The sequence below is a fragment of the Citrobacter sp. RHBSTW-00881 genome (assembly GCF_013728515.1).
Lineage (GTDB): Bacteria > Pseudomonadota > Gammaproteobacteria > Enterobacterales > Enterobacteriaceae > Citrobacter > Citrobacter braakii.
Map to the genome: position 1 here is coordinate 1,113,860 of NZ_CP056269.1, position 17,118 is coordinate 1,130,977.

General features: G+C 52.4%; 20 protein-coding genes. 5 read left to right on the plus strand and 15 right to left on the minus strand.

From position 1 onward, the window contains the following. Positions 1–119: 119 nt before the first annotated feature. The 9 genes from HV311_RS05350 to HV311_RS05390 all read right to left on the minus strand — a co-directional run bounded on the left by HV311_RS05350 (position 120) and on the right by HV311_RS05390 (position 9,559). On the minus strand, positions 120–1,304 hold the full coding sequence (locus HV311_RS05350) for an MFS transporter (protein WP_191220812.1): 1,185 nt from the start codon (positions 1,302–1,304) through the stop codon (positions 120–122). A 180-nt stretch (positions 1,305–1,484) separates the two neighbouring features. Continuing rightward, complete coding sequence (gene proX, locus HV311_RS05355; protein ID WP_016154154.1) at positions 1,485–2,480, minus strand: glycine betaine/L-proline ABC transporter substrate-binding protein ProX; 996 nt, start codon at positions 2,478–2,480, stop codon at positions 1,485–1,487. A 68-nt stretch (positions 2,481–2,548) separates the two neighbouring features. Beyond that, positions 2,549–3,613 (minus strand): glycine betaine/L-proline ABC transporter permease ProW, encoded by a 1,065-nt coding sequence (gene proW, locus HV311_RS05360; protein ID WP_016157302.1) that lies wholly within the window; start codon positions 3,611–3,613, stop codon positions 2,549–2,551. Then, complete coding sequence (gene proV / locus HV311_RS05365) at positions 3,606–4,808, minus strand: glycine betaine/L-proline ABC transporter ATP-binding protein ProV (RefSeq protein WP_016157301.1); 1,203 nt, start codon at positions 4,806–4,808, stop codon at positions 3,606–3,608. The genes proW and proV overlap by 8 nt, the downstream gene beginning before the upstream one ends. Positions 4,809–5,162: 354 nt before the next feature. Further along, positions 5,163–6,122: a class 1b ribonucleoside-diphosphate reductase subunit beta gene (gene nrdF, locus HV311_RS05370; protein ID WP_019077528.1), complete on the minus strand. Its 960-nt coding sequence runs from the start codon at positions 6,120–6,122 to the stop codon at positions 5,163–5,165. A 10-nt stretch (positions 6,123–6,132) separates the two neighbouring features. Next, on the minus strand, positions 6,133–8,277 hold the full coding sequence (gene nrdE, locus HV311_RS05375) for a class 1b ribonucleoside-diphosphate reductase subunit alpha (protein WP_191220813.1): 2,145 nt from the start codon (positions 8,275–8,277) through the stop codon (positions 6,133–6,135). Next, entirely contained in the window at positions 8,250–8,660 is a 411-nt protein-coding gene (gene nrdI / locus HV311_RS05380; protein ID WP_016157298.1) for a class Ib ribonucleoside-diphosphate reductase assembly flavoprotein NrdI, read from the minus strand. Before nrdI ends, nrdE begins: the two co-directional genes overlap by 28 nt. Then, the gene (gene nrdH, locus HV311_RS05385) at positions 8,657–8,902 is read right to left on the minus strand and encodes a glutaredoxin-like protein NrdH (protein WP_016154148.1); all 246 of its coding nucleotides are present in this window, start codon (positions 8,900–8,902) and stop codon (positions 8,657–8,659) included. The genes nrdI and nrdH overlap by 4 nt, the downstream gene beginning before the upstream one ends. A gap of 225 nt (positions 8,903–9,127) precedes the next feature. Then, entirely contained in the window at positions 9,128–9,559 is a 432-nt protein-coding gene (locus tag HV311_RS05390) for a carboxymuconolactone decarboxylase family protein (RefSeq protein ID WP_131346641.1), read from the minus strand. Between the two features lie 90 nt (positions 9,560–9,649). Here HV311_RS05390 and pdxR point away from each other — a divergent pair, with 90 nt between their 5' ends. Both pdxR and HV311_RS05400 read left to right on the plus strand, forming a co-directional pair. Further along, positions 9,650–10,984, plus strand: coding sequence for a MocR-like pyridoxine biosynthesis transcription factor PdxR (gene pdxR, locus HV311_RS05395; RefSeq protein ID WP_191220814.1), 1,335 nt, complete (start codon positions 9,650–9,652; stop codon positions 10,982–10,984). A gap of 125 nt (positions 10,985–11,109) precedes the next feature. Beyond that, positions 11,110–11,460 (plus strand): DUF2002 family protein, encoded by a 351-nt coding sequence (locus tag HV311_RS05400; RefSeq protein WP_016154145.1) that lies wholly within the window; start codon positions 11,110–11,112, stop codon positions 11,458–11,460. Positions 11,461–11,496: 36 nt separating this feature from the next. Here the strand turns inward: HV311_RS05400 and alaE are convergent, their stop codons facing one another. Next, positions 11,497–11,946: an L-alanine exporter AlaE gene (alaE, locus tag HV311_RS05405; protein WP_016154144.1), complete on the minus strand. Its 450-nt coding sequence runs from the start codon at positions 11,944–11,946 to the stop codon at positions 11,497–11,499. Between the two features lie 557 nt (positions 11,947–12,503). Here alaE and stpA point away from each other — a divergent pair. Next, positions 12,504–12,905 carry a DNA-binding protein StpA gene (gene stpA / locus HV311_RS05410; RefSeq protein ID WP_019077523.1) on the plus strand — a complete coding sequence of 134 codons (402 nt, stop codon included), beginning with the start codon at positions 12,504–12,506 and terminating at the stop codon, positions 12,903–12,905. 36 nt (positions 12,906–12,941) lie between these two features. Here the strand turns inward: stpA and HV311_RS05415 are convergent, their stop codons facing one another. The 3 genes from HV311_RS05415 to HV311_RS05425 all read right to left on the minus strand — a co-directional run bounded on the left by HV311_RS05415 (position 12,942) and on the right by HV311_RS05425 (position 14,038). Next, positions 12,942–13,121, minus strand: coding sequence for a hypothetical protein (locus HV311_RS05415; protein ID WP_191220815.1), 180 nt, complete (start codon positions 13,119–13,121; stop codon positions 12,942–12,944). Between the two features lie 80 nt (positions 13,122–13,201). Then, a complete protein-coding gene (locus tag HV311_RS05420; protein WP_016154140.1) occupies positions 13,202–13,729 on the minus strand; it encodes a rhodanese family protein in 528 nt (175 codons plus the stop codon). A 9-nt stretch (positions 13,730–13,738) separates the two neighbouring features. Beyond that, positions 13,739–14,038, minus strand: a complete 300-nt coding sequence (locus tag HV311_RS05425; protein WP_016154139.1) for an ArsR/SmtB family transcription factor — start codon at positions 14,036–14,038, stop codon at positions 13,739–13,741. A gap of 184 nt (positions 14,039–14,222) precedes the next feature. On the opposite strand from HV311_RS05425, the gene HV311_RS05430 reads away from it, so the two are divergent. Both HV311_RS05430 and lysM read left to right on the plus strand, forming a co-directional pair. Next, the gene (locus HV311_RS05430; protein ID WP_049270951.1) at positions 14,223–14,381 is read left to right on the plus strand and encodes a YqaE/Pmp3 family membrane protein; all 159 of its coding nucleotides are present in this window, start codon (positions 14,223–14,225) and stop codon (positions 14,379–14,381) included. A gap of 96 nt (positions 14,382–14,477) precedes the next feature. Continuing rightward, entirely contained in the window at positions 14,478–14,927 is a 450-nt protein-coding gene (gene lysM / locus HV311_RS05435) for a peptidoglycan-binding protein LysM (RefSeq protein WP_016154138.1), read from the plus strand. Positions 14,928–14,939: 12 nt separating this feature from the next. Here the strand turns inward: lysM and csiR are convergent, their stop codons facing one another. Further along, positions 14,940–15,626 carry a DNA-binding transcriptional regulator CsiR gene (gene csiR / locus HV311_RS05440; protein WP_016154137.1) on the minus strand — a complete coding sequence of 229 codons (687 nt, stop codon included), beginning with the start codon at positions 15,624–15,626 and terminating at the stop codon, positions 14,940–14,942. A 45-nt stretch (positions 15,627–15,671) separates the two neighbouring features. Then, a complete protein-coding gene (gabP, locus tag HV311_RS05445; RefSeq protein ID WP_181627034.1) occupies positions 15,672–17,072 on the minus strand; it encodes a GABA permease in 1,401 nt (466 codons plus the stop codon). Between the last annotated feature and the right edge of the window lie 46 nt (positions 17,073–17,118).

The window sequence follows — 17,118 nt, forward strand, 5'->3', positions numbered from 1 at the left end:
GTTATAGGTTTCATTACCGAAATTAATATAACTTGGTTCAATGAGTTATAACCTTAGCAGACTGATGGGCTCCTTAACACCCTGCGGAGCCCAATCAGCGGTAAACATACGCTATATGCTTAATTTACGGCTTCCTGACGGTGATATCCTCGCCACCAGACCAACAGGTTGAGTAGGGCAACGGTCGTACCGGCCAGACAAACGCCAGCCCAACCGGCATGCTGCCAGGCGGAGGCCGAAATCAGCGAACCTGCCGCCCCGCCAATAAAATAGCTGGTCATGTATCCGGCGGTCAGGCGATTACGCGCGTCCGGATGAATGCGATAGATAACCGTCTGGTTGGTGATATGTACACCCTGAACGGTGAGGTCCAGGACCAGGATACCGATAATCAGCATTGGCACGGAACTATGCCCTAACCAGATAGGCCACCAGGAGAGCAGCAGTAATAACAGACCTGTGGTCGTGGTGAGATGTGATTTTCCCTTATCGGCAAAACCACCTGCCGGACGCGCGCCTAACGCCCCTGCGGCCCCTGCCAGGCCAAACAGCCCGATCGTTCCTTCGGAGTAGTTAAACGGCGGCGCGGCGAGCAAAAACGCCATAGAGGTCCAGAGAATACTGAAATTGGCAAAGGTCAGGCAGCCCAACATCGCGCGGGTACGCAGCAATTTATCATGGATAAACAGGCTGAATACGGAGCCTAACAGTTGCGGATAGTTGAGATGAGTATCTGATTTCATCTTCGGCAGACCGCGCCACAGCGCAATCGCCATCAGCGCCATTAATATCGATGCGACCCAAAATACGGTGCGCCAGCCGCCAAGATTGGCCAGTAATCCCGCCACGGTGCGCGCCAGCAGGATACCCAGCAGCAGGCCGCTCATAATGGTGCCGACAACTTTACCGCGCTTATCCGGCGTGGCAAGCGTCGCCGCCAGCGGAACCAGAATCTGTGCCACTACCGAGAACAACCCGGTCAGGGCGGTGCCGAGGATCAGCATGCCCAGCGACTGGCTACTGGCGGTAATAAGCATGCCGCCTGCCGCTAACAGCGTCATGGAGACGATCAGCATCCGACGTTCAAACATATCGCCAAGCGGTACTAAAAATAGCAGGCCGGCGGCATAGCCGAGCTGGGCCGCGGTGACGATAAAGCCAGCGGTGCTGGCCGATAGCGAAAAGTTACGTGCGATAGTGTCGAGCAGCGGCTGCGCGTAATAGTTACTGGCGACGGCGAGGCCGGTGGCGATAGACATTAACAGGATCAGCGAAGGGCTAAGTCCCTGAGTGGTTTTCGTCATGGTTTTCAACTGAAAAATGGGTTGCAGAAAACAATCATAACGTAAGTGATTAAATGTTGCTGATTTGTTGGGTGATGGATTGTGCGGTTGGGAGGAGGGCGTGTAGGCCGGATAAGGCGCATCGCGCCACCATCCGGCATTGGTGTGATGGCGCTACGCTTATCAGACCTACGAGGGGGGTTATTTCTGCGCAGCCAGCGCTTCTTTCACCCAGCCATCAAACTGTTGCTGGTGGGCTTTGATCCAGCCGTCAACGTGACCCTGCACGTCGGCTTCAGATGCCTTCCCGTCGTGCATCATCGCGTTCTGCGCGTTGATATCCGCCAGCGGCAGCTTCATGACGGCAAACAGTTTCGCCGCAGCCGGGTTTTTCTCCGCCCAGGCTTTGTTGGCGACGATATGCATAGTGTTCACCGGGAAGCCGTAGTTGGCGCCGTTTGGCAGCTTGGTATCAATGTCTTTCTGCTCGCCTGGCAGGGAAGAGAACGGTACCTGCAGCCAGACCACATCTTTACCCGGTTTCATTACGTCGCTCACCCAGTACGGTGTCCAGGTGTAGTAAAGAATGGGTTTGCCTTCTTTAAAGCGGGTAATGGTGTCAGCCATCATCGCCGCATAGTTACCGTGGCTGACCTCGACGGTTTTTTCCAGATCGAAGGCTTTGTTCTGGTGGTTGATCACCGCTTCGCAGCCCCAGCCCGGCGAGCAGCCCATCATGTCTGCTTTTCCGTCGCCGTTGGTGTCAAAGATTTTGGCGATCTTCGGATCTTTTAACTGGGCAATGTTGGTGATTTTATACTGCTCAGCGGTTTTTTTATCGATCAGGTAACCTTGCGCGGCACCCGTAACGAATACCCCCTCGCGATAGAACTTTTTGTCTCCGCCCGCTGCGGCATACATATCATCATGCAGCGGCTGCCAGTTCACAGCGGTAAAAGTTGCATCGCCAGAGGCAATGGAGGTATAGCCGACGTTGTAGTCAACTTCGCTTGTTTTGTTAACGGTATAACCCAGTTTCTCCAGCGCACGGGCGACCAGTTGCGTCTGGAAGGATTCTTCAGAGATAGTGCTCTGGATTGGCTGTACAGTGATGCCTTTGCCTGGCAGATCGGCAGCGAAAGTGCTGGTGGAGACAAGGGTGGCAAACGCTGTGGCAATAATGACGTTCTGTCGCATCGTTGTTCCTTAATTATTGGAGGGACGTATAGGCCCGGTAAGCAATGCGCCACCGGGCAACGGGTGAATTACTTCGTGAATGGGCGAGTGATAAGCCCAACGGGACCGGTGGTGTACCAGCGACGGTTGCCACGGCTACGGGCGTCGCGACCGACAGCCTGCGTCAGGCGGTCGAGAATGATGGCGAGGATCACGATCCCAACCCCGCCGACGGTGGCAAGCCCCATATCCAGACGACCGATTCCGCGCAGAACCATCTGACCCAGTCCGCCGACGGCGATCATCGACGCGATGACGACCATTGAGAGCGCCAGCATCAGCGTCTGGTTGACCCCGGCCATAATGGTAGGCATCGCCAGCGGGAGCTGGACTTTAAACAGCATCTGACGCGGGCTGGCGCCAAATGAGCGCGAGGCTTCAATCAAGTCGGCTGGCACCTGGTTAATCCCCAGAATGGTCAGACGCACGATTGGCGGCAGGGCGAAGATAATCGTCACCACCACGCCCGGGACGTTGCCGATACCAAACAGCATGACGATCGGCACCAGATAGACGAACGCCGGTGTGGTTTGCATGGCGTCCAGCAGCGGACGAACAATTTTTGCCGCCCGTGGACTGCGCGCCAACCAGATCCCCATCGGCAGACCGATCACCACGCAAAACAGCAGCGCGGTTAGTACCAGCGCCAGGGTGATCATGGCCTGCGACCACGCGCCGATGGCCCCGATTGCAATCAATGAAATCAGCGTAGCAACGCCCATTCCAACGCCGGAAATCTGCCAGGCAATCAGAGCGAACAGGATAATCGCCACCGGGGCAGGCATACCCAACAGAAGCTGCTGGAAGCCGTTCAGAATATAATCCACCGGGACTCGAATGCCCTGGAAGACCGGACGGAAATGGGTAACGACCCAGTCGATCCCTTCTGTGACCCAGCTATCCAGCGGGATTAGCGTTTTATGGAACGGATCCATAATATTGAAATGCTCTGGCGCCGGCGCGGGTGCGCTGGTCAGCCAGTCTGCGCCACCGCCGTCAGCTGGCGCGCCTGATGGCGTACTCCAGGCATCGGCGGTTTGTGCGGCACTGTCGGCCGCTGGTGTGGTATCCCACGGATTGGTTTGATCAGCCATTGTTTGCCCCCTCACGATCTAAAGCCTGTAACAGCATGCGTTTTGAAATAATGCCCACATACTGCTGTTCCTCATCAACAACCGGCACCGCGCACGGGGCCTGGCCGACATGAGAAAGCAACTCGCTGAGAGGAGTTTGTGCATCCACGGCTAGCGGCTCATCGATCAATGCCGCTTCAATACCTTGCGCCTGACTTAATGCTGTTTTTAAAGAGTCGATAGAGACAACGCCGACGAATTTATTGCCGCGCTCGATCACGTAACCATATTCGCGATCTTTGTCCTGCAATAATTGCAGCGCTGAACGTGGACCGACCCCGGGCGTTTTACGAATTAAACCTTCAGGGCTACGACGTGAAATATCCTTGGCACTAAAGACCTGGCTAATATCAACGCCGCGGAAGAAGGTGCGTACATAATCATTGGCCGGATTATTCAGGATTTCATCTGGCGTGCCGACCTGGACCACTTCACCGTTTTGCATAATGGCAATTCTGTCGCCAATACGCATAGCTTCGTCGAGATCGTGGGAAATAAAGACCACGGTACGTTGATGTTTCGCCTGTAGTTTTACCAGTTCATCCTGCATCTCGGTACGAATTAACGGATCGAGGGCAGAAAAGGCCTCATCCATTAATAAGATGTCAGGGTTAATGGCTAATGCACGGGCGAGGCCCACACGCTGGCGCATCCCTCCGGAAAGTTCATCCGGGTATCCGTGAGCATAATTCTCCAGACCAACCTGACGCAGCGCATCTAACGCTTTTTCACGACGTTCATCCGCGCCAACACCGGCTAATTCCATGCCGAATGCCGTATTGTCCAGGACCGTCATGTGCGGCATCAGGGCAAAGGACTGGAAAACCATCGCAATCTTTTTTCTGCGCACCTCGCGAAGCTCAGCATCGGATATCCGGGCGATGTCTACGCCGTCAATCAATACTTGCCCGCGGGTGGGTTCAATCAGGCGATTGAGAAGGCGTACCATTGTGGATTTACCCGAACCGGATAATCCCATGATGACAAATATCTCGCCTTCTTCAATGGCCAGACTGGCGTTCTTAACGCCAAGCGATAGCCCTGTTTTATCCAGAATCTGCTCTTTTGAAAGTCCTTTTTCAATATATTTGAAGGCTCTCTGCGGATGCTCTCCAAATATCTTATAGAGATTTTTAACTTCTAATTTAATTGCCATGCAATAGAATGATTCCTGTTATTTGTTTATATCGATATATTACCTGATGGAAATAGTGACCTTTTTCTACCCTAACATACTGAGAATCTGAGACAACCCTGAATTTGTTTGTGGCACGAATATTGCTGAAGGCCATGTGGCGGGACTTCCCGTGATATAAGGGCTGAGCGCGAATGTGAATGGGGTAATATTTTTTGTAAATGGCAATGAAAAGTCGCCTGAATTGCTGAAATGCAGGCGAATAATGCGGCTGATATTGAGTGTAGATCACACAATTATATTTGCACGACAAAAGTGTGATCCTGTTAGAATATTTCCGCGAAAAATGTACGGTATTTTCCGCGGAAATGAGCGCTAGAAATTCCAGTCGTCGTCTTCGGTTTCGACAGCTTTTCCCATCACGTATGATGAGCCGGAACCCGAGAAGAAATCGTGGTTTTCGTCAGCGTTGGGCGACAGCGCGGCAAGGATTGCCGGGTTAACCTCCGCCATTTCTGGCGGGAATAATGCCTCATACCCCAAATTCATTAATGCCTTATTGGCGTTGTAGCAAAGGAAGGCTTTGACGTCATCCACCCAGCCGGTTTCTGCATACAATTCTTCCGTATAACGCGCTTCGTTATCATACAATTCCATCAGCAGGTCGAGGGCAAAATTCTTTAACTCCTCGCGTGCGGATTCAGAAATGTGCTCCAGACCTTTTTGATATTTATAACCAATGTAATACCCGTGAACGGCTTCATCACGAATGATCAGACGAATGAGATCGGCGGTATTGGTCAGTTTTCCGCGGCTGGAGAAATACATTGGCAACCAGAAGCCGGAATAGAACAGGAAGGATTCCAGAAACACGCTGGCAATTTTTTTCTTCAACGGTTCGTCGCTGGCGTAATGTGTCAAAACGATCTGCGCCTTGCGCTGGAGTGGGGTATTTTCTTCACTCCACGCGTAAGCCGCATCCACGTCTTTGGTCTGGCAAAGAGTGGAGAAAATTGAGCTGTACGAACGGGCGTGCACCGCTTCCATAAAGCTGATATTCGATAGCACCGCCTCTTCATGCGGCGTTAACGAATCGGCCATCAATGCTGGCGCACCGGCTATGTTCTGAATGGTGTCGAGCAGCGTCAGCCCGGTAAAAACGCGGATAGTCAGCTGCTGTTCGGCGGCGTTCAACGTTTGCCAGGCCGGGATATCGTTGGAGAGCGGGACCTTTTCCGGTAGCCAGAAGTTACTGGTCAGGCGATTCCAAACCTCGAGATCTTTATCATCCTCAATCTTGTTCCAGTTGATGGCACTCACGCGGGATAATGTCATGTTGTCCTCCTTACAGCGCGCATGACACGCAACCTTCGATTTCGGTTCCTTCCAGCGCCAACTGGCGTAGTCGGATGTAGTACAGCGATTTGATGCCCTTACGCCAGGCGTAAATTTGCGCTTTGTTGATATCGCGAGTGGTGGCGGTATCGGGGAAAAAGAGCGTCAGTGAAAGCCCCTGATCGACATGCCGCGTTGCTTCAGCGTAGGTATCAATGATTTTTTGTGGACCAATCTCGTAGGCATCCTGATACAAGGCCAGATTCTCATTGGTCATAAACGGGGCAGGGTAGTAAACGCGCCCGGTTTTGCCCTCTTTGCGAATCTCCACTTTTGACACGATCGGGTGAATGCTTGATGTCGCATGGTTGATGTAGGAGATAGAACCCGTTGGCGGAACCGCTTGTAAATTCTGGTTATAAATGCCGTAGCGCATGACATCTTCACGCAGCTGCGACCACATTTCACGCGTTGGCAGCGTAATGCCGCTGGCGGCAAACAGTGTGCGAACCTTGGCGGTTTTTGGCTGCCAGTCGCCCTGCAGATACTGGTTAAAATACTCACCGCTGGCGTAGCGGGACTGCCTGAATCCGGCAAAAGTTTTGCCGCGTTCCCGGGCGAGCTTCATCGACGTATTCAGCGCATGCCAGGTGATGGTGTAGAAATAGAGATTGGTGAAATCCAGCCCTTCAGGTGAGCCGTAGGCGATACCTTCCCGTGCCAGATACCCGTGCAGGTTCATCTGCCCAAGACCGATGGCGTGCGATGCGCTGTTCCCGGCCTCAATTGAGGGTACGCTGCGGATATGGCTCATGTCCGAAACGGCCGTTAAACCGCGAACCGCCGTTTCCACGGTGCGCCCAAAGTCTGGCGAATCCATGGTATGAGCAATATTCAACGAGCCGAGGTTGCAGGAGATATCGTGCCCTGTTTGCGCGTAATTGAGGTTTTCATCGTAGGTGGAAGCGCTGTTAACCTGCAAAATCTCCGAGCACAGGTTGCTCATATTGATACGACCGGCAATCGGATTGGCGCGATTCACCGTGTCTTCAAACATGATGTAAGGGTAGCCGGACTCGAACTGGATCTCGGCCAGTCGCTGGAAGAAATCGCGGGCGTTAATGTATTTTTTGCGCACTCGTTTGTCGGCAACCAGTTCGTCATACCGTTCAGTTACGGCGATATCACCGAATGGTTTGCCGTAAATTCGTTCCACGTCATACGGTGAAAACAGCGCCATTTGGGCATTTTCTTTGGCTAACTGGAAGGTGACATCCGGGATCACCACACCAAGCGAGAGCGTTTTGATACGGATTTTCTCGTCGGCGTTTTCACGTTTGGTATCGAGAAAACGCAAAATATCCAGATGATGCGCGTGCAGATACACCGCGCCTGCACCCTGACGCGCCCCTAATTGATTCGCATAAGAAAACGCATCCTCCAGCATTTTCATTACCGGGATCACCCCAGAGGACTGGTTCTCAATGCGCTTAATGGGCGCACCCGCCTCACGCAGGTTAGAGAGCAAAAATGCCACGCCGCCGCCGCGTTTGGAGAGTTGCAGCGCCGAGTTGACCGCCCGTCCAATTGACTCCATGTTGTCTTCAATGCGTAACAGGAAGCAGGAAACCAGCTCGCCGCGTTGCTGTTTACCGCAGTTTAAAAAGGTTGGCGTGGCGGGTTGAAAACGCCCGGAGAGCATTTCATCGGTCAGTTGCAGAGCGAGCGCTTCATCGCCCTGCGCCAGCGTGAGCGCCACCATCGTTACGCGATCCTCAAAGTCTTCGAGATAGCGCTTCCCGTCGAACGTTTTCAGCGTATAGCTGGTGTAGAACTTCCATGCGCCGAGGAACGTCTGGAAACGGAATCCGCTGGCGTGGGCGTGGGCGAATAGCTTCAGCACAAACGCGCGATCATAGCGGGCTAACACGCTGGCATCGTAATAGCCTTCATCCACCAACGTGTCCAGACGCGCCTGCTGGCTGGCAAACGCCACCGAGTTGGGGCGGACGTGGGCGGTAAAGAATGCTTCCACCGCCTGATGGTCTTTGTCGAACTGAATGCGCCCGGCCTTATCGTACAGATTCAGCATGGCGTTCAGGGCGTGATAATCCAGCGTCTGCTGTTCTACACGTTCTGCGGTTGTCGTTGCCAAAATTCGCTCACTCCTTTTTGCACGTTGTCGATATCGCTTTGGGTGCCCATCAGCTCAAAGCGATAGAGCCACGGCACGCCGCATTTTTGTGAGATGACATCACCCGCGCGACCGTAGGCATCCCCGAAATTGCGATTGCCGGAGGCGATCACTCCACGGATTAACGCCCGGTTGTGCGTATCGTTTAAAAAGCGGATCACCTGTCTCGGGACCGCGCCAGCTGTACCGCCGCCACCGTAGGAGGGCACGATTAAAATGTAAGGTTCGTCTACCCGGATCCGCTCGCGTTCGTTAAGCGGAATGCGGATGGCAGGCAGCCCCAGACGCTGCATGAAGCGGTGCGTATTTTCGGAGCTGCTGGAAAAGTAGACGAGCTGACTCATGCGCTGGCCACTTGAGGGGCCGAGCGCAGACGGTTGATCATGTCCGGGCGAAATCCTGACCAACTGGTTTCCCCTGCGACCACGACCGGTAACTGACGAAAGCCTTGATCGCGCAGGCGATCAGCCATATCAGGGTGTAAATCGACGTTTACCATCTCAAAGTCAAACCCGCGGCTTTCCATCGCCCGCTTAGTGGCGTGGCACTGAACACAGTTGTTACGAGTGTAAATAACAATGCGCATGATTCGTATTTCCATCTAAAAGTAAAAGAATGACGCGATAGAGGGCGTCAGGTTGTGTGTGTCTTGATAGAGGAGATACTAGATGTAGTTTTAAAAAGATTCAACCATACAAGATATGGTAATTTTAGATTGATGAGGGCATGGGTGATGAGCGTGACGGAGGAAGTGATAGAAACTATGGCAGGTTGCCGGATGGCGTTTATGTCGCCATCCGGCAGCGCAGAATCACATGCGCATCCCTACCGCCAGACGGTTAAAGCAGTTCATCAGGCTAATAGCAAACGTCAGATCGCTAATCTCTTTCGCGCTAAAATGGTTGAGCAGCGGCAGATAAACGTCATCTTCGGCATGGGTGCTGGCTATATGGGTGACGGATTCGGCCCACGCCAGCGCCGCACGCTCCTGCTCGCTGAAGTGATGACTAACCCGCCAGCCTGCCAGCGCGTCCAGTTTGGCCTGCGCAACACCGGATTTGCGTAGCGCCTTACTGTGCATTTCCAGGCAAAAGGCGCAGCCGTTGATTTGCGAGACTCGCAGGTAAATCAGTTCCGTCAGCGTAGGTTCCAGCGCGCAGTTTTCCAGCGCTTTGCTGGCCTGAACCAAAGCGTTATAGATTTCAGGACTGAGTTCATAATAGGGCTGGCGTAACATTGTCATGGTATTTCTCCTCGTTTGGATGACCCGCAATGTAGCACTATAATGGACTGCTACAGAGAGCCATATTGTTGCCAAAAAAGCAGACCATAAATGCCACGCTATCAGCAAATTGCCCGTCAGTTAAAAAACGCCATTGAGAAAGGTGAACTAAAGCCAGGCACAAGATTGCCCTCCAGTCGGACCTGGGCCCAGGAGCTGGGGGTATCACGTTCGACGGTGGAAAATGCCTATGCAGATCTGGTGGCGCAGGGCTGGCTCGCGCGACGCGGGCAGGCAGGAACATTTGTCAGTGAGCAACTGCGACCGGAAAACGCACCTGTGTCTCCCGCTATCTTCGCCGGAGAAAACCCCAGGCCGCAGCCTTTTCAGATGGGATTACCCGCACTCGATCTCTTCCCGCGGGATGTCTGGGCGCGGGTGATGGGGCGGCGTTTACGCACCCAAACGCGTTTTGACCTGGCCGTGGGCGATGTTTGCGGTGAACGGGTGTTACGTCAGGCGATTGTCGATTACCTGCGCGTCTCACGCAGTATTGAGTGCCAGCCGGAGCAGATTTTTATTACTTCAGGTTACGCGGCATCAATGACGTTAATCCTGCGCGCTCTGTCTCAACCCGGTGAGGGGATGTGGGTCGAAGATCCTGGCTTTCCGTTGATTCACCCCGTGGTGGCTCAGGAGCGCATTGAGCTGATGCCGGTGGCAGTTGATGCCGATGGCCTGGATGTCTGCGCTGGGATCCGTGACTACCCGCAGGCGCGTTTTGTGCTGCTCACACCCGCACACCAAAGTCCGCTGGGCGTCGCCCTGTCATTAGACCGTCGCCACCAACTGCTTGAATGGGCGACTCGGGAGCAGGCGTGGATCATTGAAGATGATTACGACAGTGAATTTCGCTACCACGGTAAACCGTTGCCGCCGCTAAAAAGTCTGGATGCGCCCCAGCGGGTGATTTATGCCGGAACGTTCAGCAAATCGATGTTTCCGGCTTTGCGCACGGCATGGCTGGTGGTACCCCTGAATCAGGTCGAACATTTTCGTCAGCAGGCGGCGCTAACGGCCTGTAGCGTTCCGGTTTTATGGCAGCAAACGCTGGCGGATTTTATGCAAGATGGCCACTTCTGGCGGCACTTAAAACGTATGCGCCAGAATTATGCCCTGCGACGTCAATGGATGGAAAACGCGCTGAGCGAACAAGGATTTAACGTCATTCCTCAGGAAGGAGGGATTCAGCTGGTGATAACTGTCGACGGAGATGATGTTGCGCTAGTGCGCAAAGCGAATCAGGCCGGGCTGGCGGTTCAGGCGTTAAGCCGCTGGCGAATAACTTCAGCAGGAAAGGGGGGAATATTGTTGTCGTTTACTAACATCAGCTCGGTGGAAATGGCGCAGCAGGCGGCGTATCAACTGCGGATGTCGCTGACATAATTCTGCGCGGTTCTTAAGATATTCGTCCCACCATCGCCACTCGTTTATGGACTTTTCTGAAAGCGTTGCTAATGCTGAATCAGGTAAGGTAAGCCCGCAGTAAAAAAGATAACGAGGAAAAAAATATGTATTTACGACCTGATGAGGTGGCGCGCGTACTTGAAAAAGTGGGCTTTACCGTCGATGTAGTGACGCAAAAAACGTACGGCTATCGTCGTGGCGAAAATTATGTGTACGTTAACCGTGAAGCACGTATGGGACGTACCGCATTAGTTATCCATCCCACGCTAAAAGAGCGCAGCTCTTCGCTGGCGGAACCTGCGACGGATATTAAAACCTGCGATCACTACCAGCAATTCCCGCTATATTTAGCCGGAGAGACTCACGAACATTATGGTATTCCGCACGGCTTCAGTTCGCGAATTGCGCTTGAGCGTTATCTGAGTGGGTTGTTTGGCGACGTTAGTTCAAACTAATAATGCGACTGGCAGGGCCAGTCGCGAAGAGATCTGTCAGGCTTTAGCCTGGTGATAGCTGCTGACCTTAAACAGGCGGCGGCAATAATCAAGAAAGTAGCCATAGACCGCGCCCATCAGCATTGATACCACGATGTTCGAACTTACTGCAGCCGTAATCTGGTGCCAGTCGGCGCCAACCGTCAATAGAATAATCACATACACTGGTGACTGGAAGGTGACATAAGCCAGCACGTCCGCCAGGTTTTTCCCCCATCCTGCTTGCGTGGCTTTACGCGCCGCGCGCATAAACAAATCGCGATACATGCCGTATGGCCACGCGATCAGTATGTTGACGGGGATAGCCACCAGTCTGGAGTACAGAGACTGTTCGAAGCTCATTCCTGAAAGGAATATTTCGATCAACATGTTCACGACAGAACAATAAACAACCATCGCGAACGTGTCTGCTACTGCATGACGCAAGCGTGACTGCGGAGAGAACATGTTAATGCTCCTTGTAAAAAGGGAAAAAAAGGTTTTGAATACCTTCTTGCTAGTGATTTGTCTTGCTGCTTTCGCGTTTGAATAGGATATCTGCCTGGATAATAACTAGCAACTAGCTTAAAATTTTTATTTATTACCTTTTTGTCGATAAAATGCTCTGCAGTGGTTTGTTTTTTGTTCGTTTTGGTATTTTCGTTGCTGATTTAATTAAAGGCATTTTAGATCAATGGGTTATGGGAATTTGTTTTTCTGAATTTTTTGCGCTCCTTTTCTCAATGTTGACTAATGTGCAATATGTATACGCACCGGCTCCGCGCGATGTTGTGGCCTGTTTCTCGACTGATACCCTGAGACTCCTTGCAGGTATATTTATAGCGACTAGCAGAGGAATAGAATATATCGCATAGGCGATGTCAAAATGGATGCTATAAATACATGAATTAGCTTTTTTGATTAGTAATATGCGAATAAATTAGACTGGAAATATAATAAGCAGTTGCATACAATATTTAGGGTAATACCGTTTTTATGTTTTACGTTAAAGAGGTTTTGTTAATATGAGTTCAATGTTAAAAAACTTAAATAATATCCGCTCGCTGCGTGCAATGGCTCGTGAATTTTCCGTTGATGTGCTGGAAGATATGCTTGAAAAATTCAGGGTAGTGACCAAAGAACGCCGCGATGAAGAAGAACAACTACAGCGCCAACGTGCAGAACAGCAGGAAAAAATTAATACTTTGCTGGCGCTGATGCAGGCAGACGGGATCAATCCGGAAGAGCTGCTAAGCATGACGCCTGCGACGGCACGTTCAGTTAAAAAACGTCAGCCGCGCCCGGCGAAATATCGTTTTACCGATCTCAATGGTGAAACAAAAACATGGACCGGACAGGGTCGCACACCGAAGCCAATTGCCCAGGCACTGGCTGCCGGTAAATCTCTTGATGACTTTTTGATCTGATTATTAATGCGGTGAGGGCGACCTCACCGCTTATTTTCAGCAAACGCCAAAATCACCCTCTTCGGTATATCGCGTCACGTCAGCTGATTTTAGCGTGAATTTTTCGCCGCTTTCATTACTGGCGTGTACCGCCACAATGTGATCGCCATTGACTTCGACAACTTTCAGTTTAGGTCCACCCATGCGTGGTTGAACCAGATCGCCAGGTTTAAACATATTGCTCTCCTTTATTTATCGCAGAACTCACCATAGATCACGTCAATCAGCGGGTACAGCGCAGTTTCAATGATTACCGCTTAATGAGTACGTCGGTTCCAGGGCATGATATCCAGCAATCGCGCCATGCCGCAAAAGCCGGTCACGCCAGCGAGTATTAGCCCGGCGCCCACAAAACCGCTCAGCAGGAAGAAGGCGCTGCTAACGGTGTAGCCCAGAATGACGCCGAGTAAGGCAAGGCTGCCGGCGGCTATCTGCACCTGGCGCATCAGCGGTAACGGTTGTGAACGATCTTTTGCCACCGGAAAACCTGCGGCTTTCCAGCCGTCAATACCACCTTCCAACAACCAGACCTGCGCAGGCGCGGCAATAGCGTTCAGTTTTGTCGCCGCGTTTTGTGTACGTTTGCCTGACTGGCAGTGAAAAATCACCTGCCCGGCGCGTAAATTCGCAGGCAGCGATCCCTGCTCTAGCGTAGGTAATGGCGCCAGATGCGCCTCCGGAATATGCTCGTACAGATACTCGTCAGCATCGCGGATATCAATCAGTTTTGCGCCTTGTGCGACCAGCGTCTGCGCCTCGCGTGGGGAAATCGTCCCAATGGTCATGATGGCTCCTTATGGGCAATACAGTGTTTTTAATGTGGCGATCAGTGAATTCACGGCCGCATTTTTGATGGAGTACAGGATGCGCTGGGCATCGCGTTGGCTGTCTATCAGGCCCTCTTCACGCATACGCGCCAGATGCTGCGAAGTGGCGGAAGGACTCAGGCCGGTAACACGGGCTAATTCGCCCGCGCTGGTACCGGGTGAGCCGCAGAGCATGCACAAAATCAGCAACCTTTTCGGGTTACTCATCGCTTTTAGCAGGGCGGCAGCCTGCTCAGCGCTGGCCTGGAGTTGTTCAAGTTCAGTCATATGTATTTAAGCATGTTCTAAATTAAGCTTATTCTAAAATAAACGGTCAACGTACGCCAGCGTAAAGAGCGTAAAGGAGGGTAAAACAGCAGGGGAAGGCTGGCAGAGTTAGGTACACTGACTATGCTTAGAGATAAAATCTCTTTTTAAACAATGAGTAACTTTTTGCTTGTATGGAGTGTGTATGGGTTTCTGGAGAATCGTTTTTACTATTATTCTGCCCCCGCTTGGCGTGCTGCTGGGGAAGGGGTTCGGCTGGGCATTTATCCTCAATATTGTTCTGACGCTGCTGGGCTACATCCCGGGTCTGATCCACGCCTTCTGGATACAAACGCGTAGCTAATTACCTTTCTACTACGGCGCTCTGGCGCCGTTTTCTTTGCGCTCCTTTCTCCTCTGCTACACTTCCTGGTGTTGATTGTTAACTACCGAGGTGGATATGGGACTCTTTAATTTTGTAAAAGATGCGGGTGAAAAACTGTGGGATGCGGTTACTGGCAACCATGACACTGCCGATCTGGCAAAAAAGGTACAGGAACACCTGAACAAAACGGGCATCCCGGATGCGGATAAAGTGAACGTCCAAATTAACGAAGGTAAAGCCACCGTTTCTGGCGATGGATTAAGTCAGGAAGCGAAAGAAAAAATCCTGATTGCGATTGGTAATATCTCTGGTATTGCCAGCGTCGACGATCAGGTAAAAACTTCTGCGCCGGCGAGTGAAAGCCAGTTTTATACCGTAAAATCAGGAGATACCCTGAGCGCTATTGCCAAACAGGTATACGGTAACGCCAACCTGTATAACCAGATATTTGAAGCGAATAAACCGATGCTGAAAAGCCCGGATAAAATTTATCCAGGGCAGGTTTTGCGTATTCCAGAACAATAAGAATGTTCAGGCTTATTGCGTCAGCAATTTGCCGGACATCGCGTGTTGAATAATCGGAATGGGCGTCAGCAGGTGCTGGCGCATTAATTCACTGGCACGTGCGGCATCGCGTGCCAGAATTGCTTCGGTCAGCGTTTGGTGCTGATCGTGTTTATCTTCCAACATCTCCACCGACAGCACCGTCTTTCGCAGCCAGATAAACCGGTAGCGCGCCGCCAAATCGAATAGCCGTTCGCGCATTTGCAGCAGATACTGTGAACCGCAGCCAGCGACAATTGCCGAATGAAAAGCCTGATGGCGCTGATCCCACTCGTCGAGCATCTGTTCACTGGCGTCAACGGCTTCAAGCTTGCCGAGCATATGCGCCCGCGCCAGAATTTCAGCTTCCCAGGCGTCGCCGCCGCGTTCAATGGCCAGCGCGACCAGCATGGCTTCCATATTGGCGCGGGCATCGAAAATATCGAGCAACTCCTGTTCGGACATTGGGGCGACACGATACCCTTTCTGATTGACCACCGTGACCAGCCGCTCGGCAACCAACTGCGAAAGCGCTTCGCGTAGCGGTCCCACGCCAAGCTCATAGCGTGAGGTCAGCAGGCTCATACGCAGTTTTTCATCAGGCTGATACACACCGCGGATGATGTCGTTTTTCAGCCAGCGGTATCCATCAATGGCCGTCGGTTGGGGAATGGCGGTCATGGTCTTACTCCTGAACGGTTTTCCCGGCCTGCGCCGGGAAAAGGTTTAATGCGTATTTTGCAACGTTGCTTTTTGCCACGATAGCAGTTTTTTCCAGCGTGACATAATAGGCACGGTGCAAATAATTCCTATGGCTAACAACCCGGTAGAGATAACTTCCAGTTGTTGAGCCGGGCGAAAGAGCATCACCACCAGCACAAAGATAATAAAGGCGATTACCAGCCAGGTAAGCCACGGATAGAGCCACATTTTCAGTTTAATTTCACCGCCTCGCGCCAGCAGGATTTTGCGCATCCGCAGTTGGGAAATTGCAATCACCAGATAAACCAGCAGGGCGATGGCGCCGGAGCTGTCGATCAGGAATTTGAACACCTTGGCCGGGGCATAATAGTTGACCACCACGGTGAGGAACGCGGCACCCGTAGACAGCAACACCGCCACATAAGGCGTTTTACTCCGGTTCGTTTTACCCATAAAGGCGGGAGCATCGCCACGACGGCTCAGGGAGTAAAGCATACGCGAGGACGTATACAGCGCGGAGTTCAGACAACTGGTTACCGACAGCAATATGACACAGTCCATGATCAGCTTCGCGTGTGGGATATGCAGTAACTCCAGCACCGAGCGGTATGAGCCCACCTCTTTCAGTCCCGGCATGTTCCACGGAATCAGCGCGACGACCACGAAAATAGAGCACAGATAGAAGATGGAGATACGCCAGATAACCGAGTTGGTGGCGCGGACGATGTGCTTATCCGGGGTATCGGACTCGGCGGCGGCGATGGTAACAATCTCTGCGCCCATAAAGGAGAACATGGTGATTAGCATCGCGCTGATCACCGCGCCAAAGCCGTTGGGCATGAAGCCGCCCTGATCCCACAGACGCGAAACTCCGCTGACCTCGGCATAGGGATAGAAACCGCTAATCGCCACCGCGCCGAGAGTGATAAACGCCAGTATGGCAATCACTTTGCACAGCGCCAGCCAGAACTCGAACTCACCGTAATTTTTGACGCTCAGCAAATTACTGCCGGTTAATGCCAACGTGATAACCAGAGAAAACAGCCAGATAGGAATGCCTGGAACCCAGGAGTGCAGAATGATGGCGGCGATATTCGCTTCCAGCGGGATAACCAACACCCAGAACCACCAGTACAGCCAGCCGATGGTATAACCCGCCCACGGGCCGATGGCCTTATCGGCGTAGGTGGAAAAGGAACCGGTATCCGGGGTGGCAACGGCCATTTCGGCCAGCATGCGCATAATCATCACCACCAGCAATCCGGCGAACAGATAGGCCAGTAATACTGCGGGACCGGCTTCTGCAATCGCCACGCTTGAACCCACAAACAAACTTGCGCCGATAACCCCGGCAATAGACAGCATGGTGACGTGGCGTGATTTCAGCCCGCCCCCTAAATCATGTGATTGTGACACTTGCCCCATCTTTTAAACCTCTCGAAAGTATTTCACTTGGGAGAGCACCCCGGCA

Excerpts from the sequence above, each read along its gene's own strand:
- proV (WP_016157301.1), bottom strand. The coding sequence starts at position 4,808 with ATGGCAATTAAATTAGAAGTTAAAAATCTCTATAAGATATTTGGAGAG.
- nrdH (WP_016154148.1), bottom strand. The coding sequence starts at position 8,902 with ATGCGCATTGTTATTTACACTCGTAACAACTGTGTTCAGTGCCACGCC.
- proX (WP_016154154.1), bottom strand. The coding sequence starts at position 2,480 with ATGCGACAGAACGTCATTATTGCCACAGCGTTTGCCACCCTTGTCTCC.
- HV311_RS05350 (WP_191220812.1), bottom strand. The coding sequence starts at position 1,304 with ATGACGAAAACCACTCAGGGACTTAGCCCTTCGCTGATCCTGTTAATG.
- gabP (WP_181627034.1), bottom strand. The coding sequence starts at position 17,072 with ATGGGGCAAGTGTCACAATCACATGATTTAGGGGGCGGGCTGAAATCA.
- HV311_RS05390 (WP_131346641.1), bottom strand. The coding sequence starts at position 9,559 with ATGACAATGTTACGCCAGCCCTATTATGAACTCAGTCCTGAAATCTAT.
- HV311_RS05400 (WP_016154145.1), top strand. The coding sequence starts at position 11,110 with ATGTATTTACGACCTGATGAGGTGGCGCGCGTACTTGAAAAAGTGGGC.
- HV311_RS05420 (WP_016154140.1), bottom strand. The coding sequence starts at position 13,729 with ATGACCATTGGGACGATTTCCCCACGCGAGGCGCAGACGCTGGTCGCA.
- nrdF (WP_019077528.1), bottom strand. The coding sequence starts at position 6,122 with ATGACATTATCCCGCGTGAGTGCCATCAACTGGAACAAGATTGAGGAT.
- alaE (WP_016154144.1), bottom strand. The coding sequence starts at position 11,946 with ATGTTCTCTCCGCAGTCACGCTTGCGTCATGCAGTAGCAGACACGTTC.
- HV311_RS05425 (WP_016154139.1), bottom strand. The coding sequence starts at position 14,038 with ATGACTGAACTTGAACAACTCCAGGCCAGCGCTGAGCAGGCTGCCGCC.
- stpA (WP_019077523.1), top strand. The coding sequence starts at position 12,504 with ATGAGTTCAATGTTAAAAAACTTAAATAATATCCGCTCGCTGCGTGCA.
- HV311_RS05415 (WP_191220815.1), bottom strand. The coding sequence starts at position 13,121 with ATGTTTAAACCTGGCGATCTGGTTCAACCACGCATGGGTGGACCTAAA.
- csiR (WP_016154137.1), bottom strand. The coding sequence starts at position 15,626 with ATGACCGCCATTCCCCAACCGACGGCCATTGATGGATACCGCTGGCTG.
- pdxR (WP_191220814.1), top strand. The coding sequence starts at position 9,650 with ATGCCACGCTATCAGCAAATTGCCCGTCAGTTAAAAAACGCCATTGAG.
- proW (WP_016157302.1), bottom strand. The coding sequence starts at position 3,613 with ATGGCTGATCAAACCAATCCGTGGGATACCACACCAGCGGCCGACAGT.
- HV311_RS05430 (WP_049270951.1), top strand. The coding sequence starts at position 14,223 with ATGGGTTTCTGGAGAATCGTTTTTACTATTATTCTGCCCCCGCTTGGC.
- lysM (WP_016154138.1), top strand. The coding sequence starts at position 14,478 with ATGGGACTCTTTAATTTTGTAAAAGATGCGGGTGAAAAACTGTGGGAT.
- nrdI (WP_016157298.1), bottom strand. The coding sequence starts at position 8,660 with ATGAGTCAGCTCGTCTACTTTTCCAGCAGCTCCGAAAATACGCACCGC.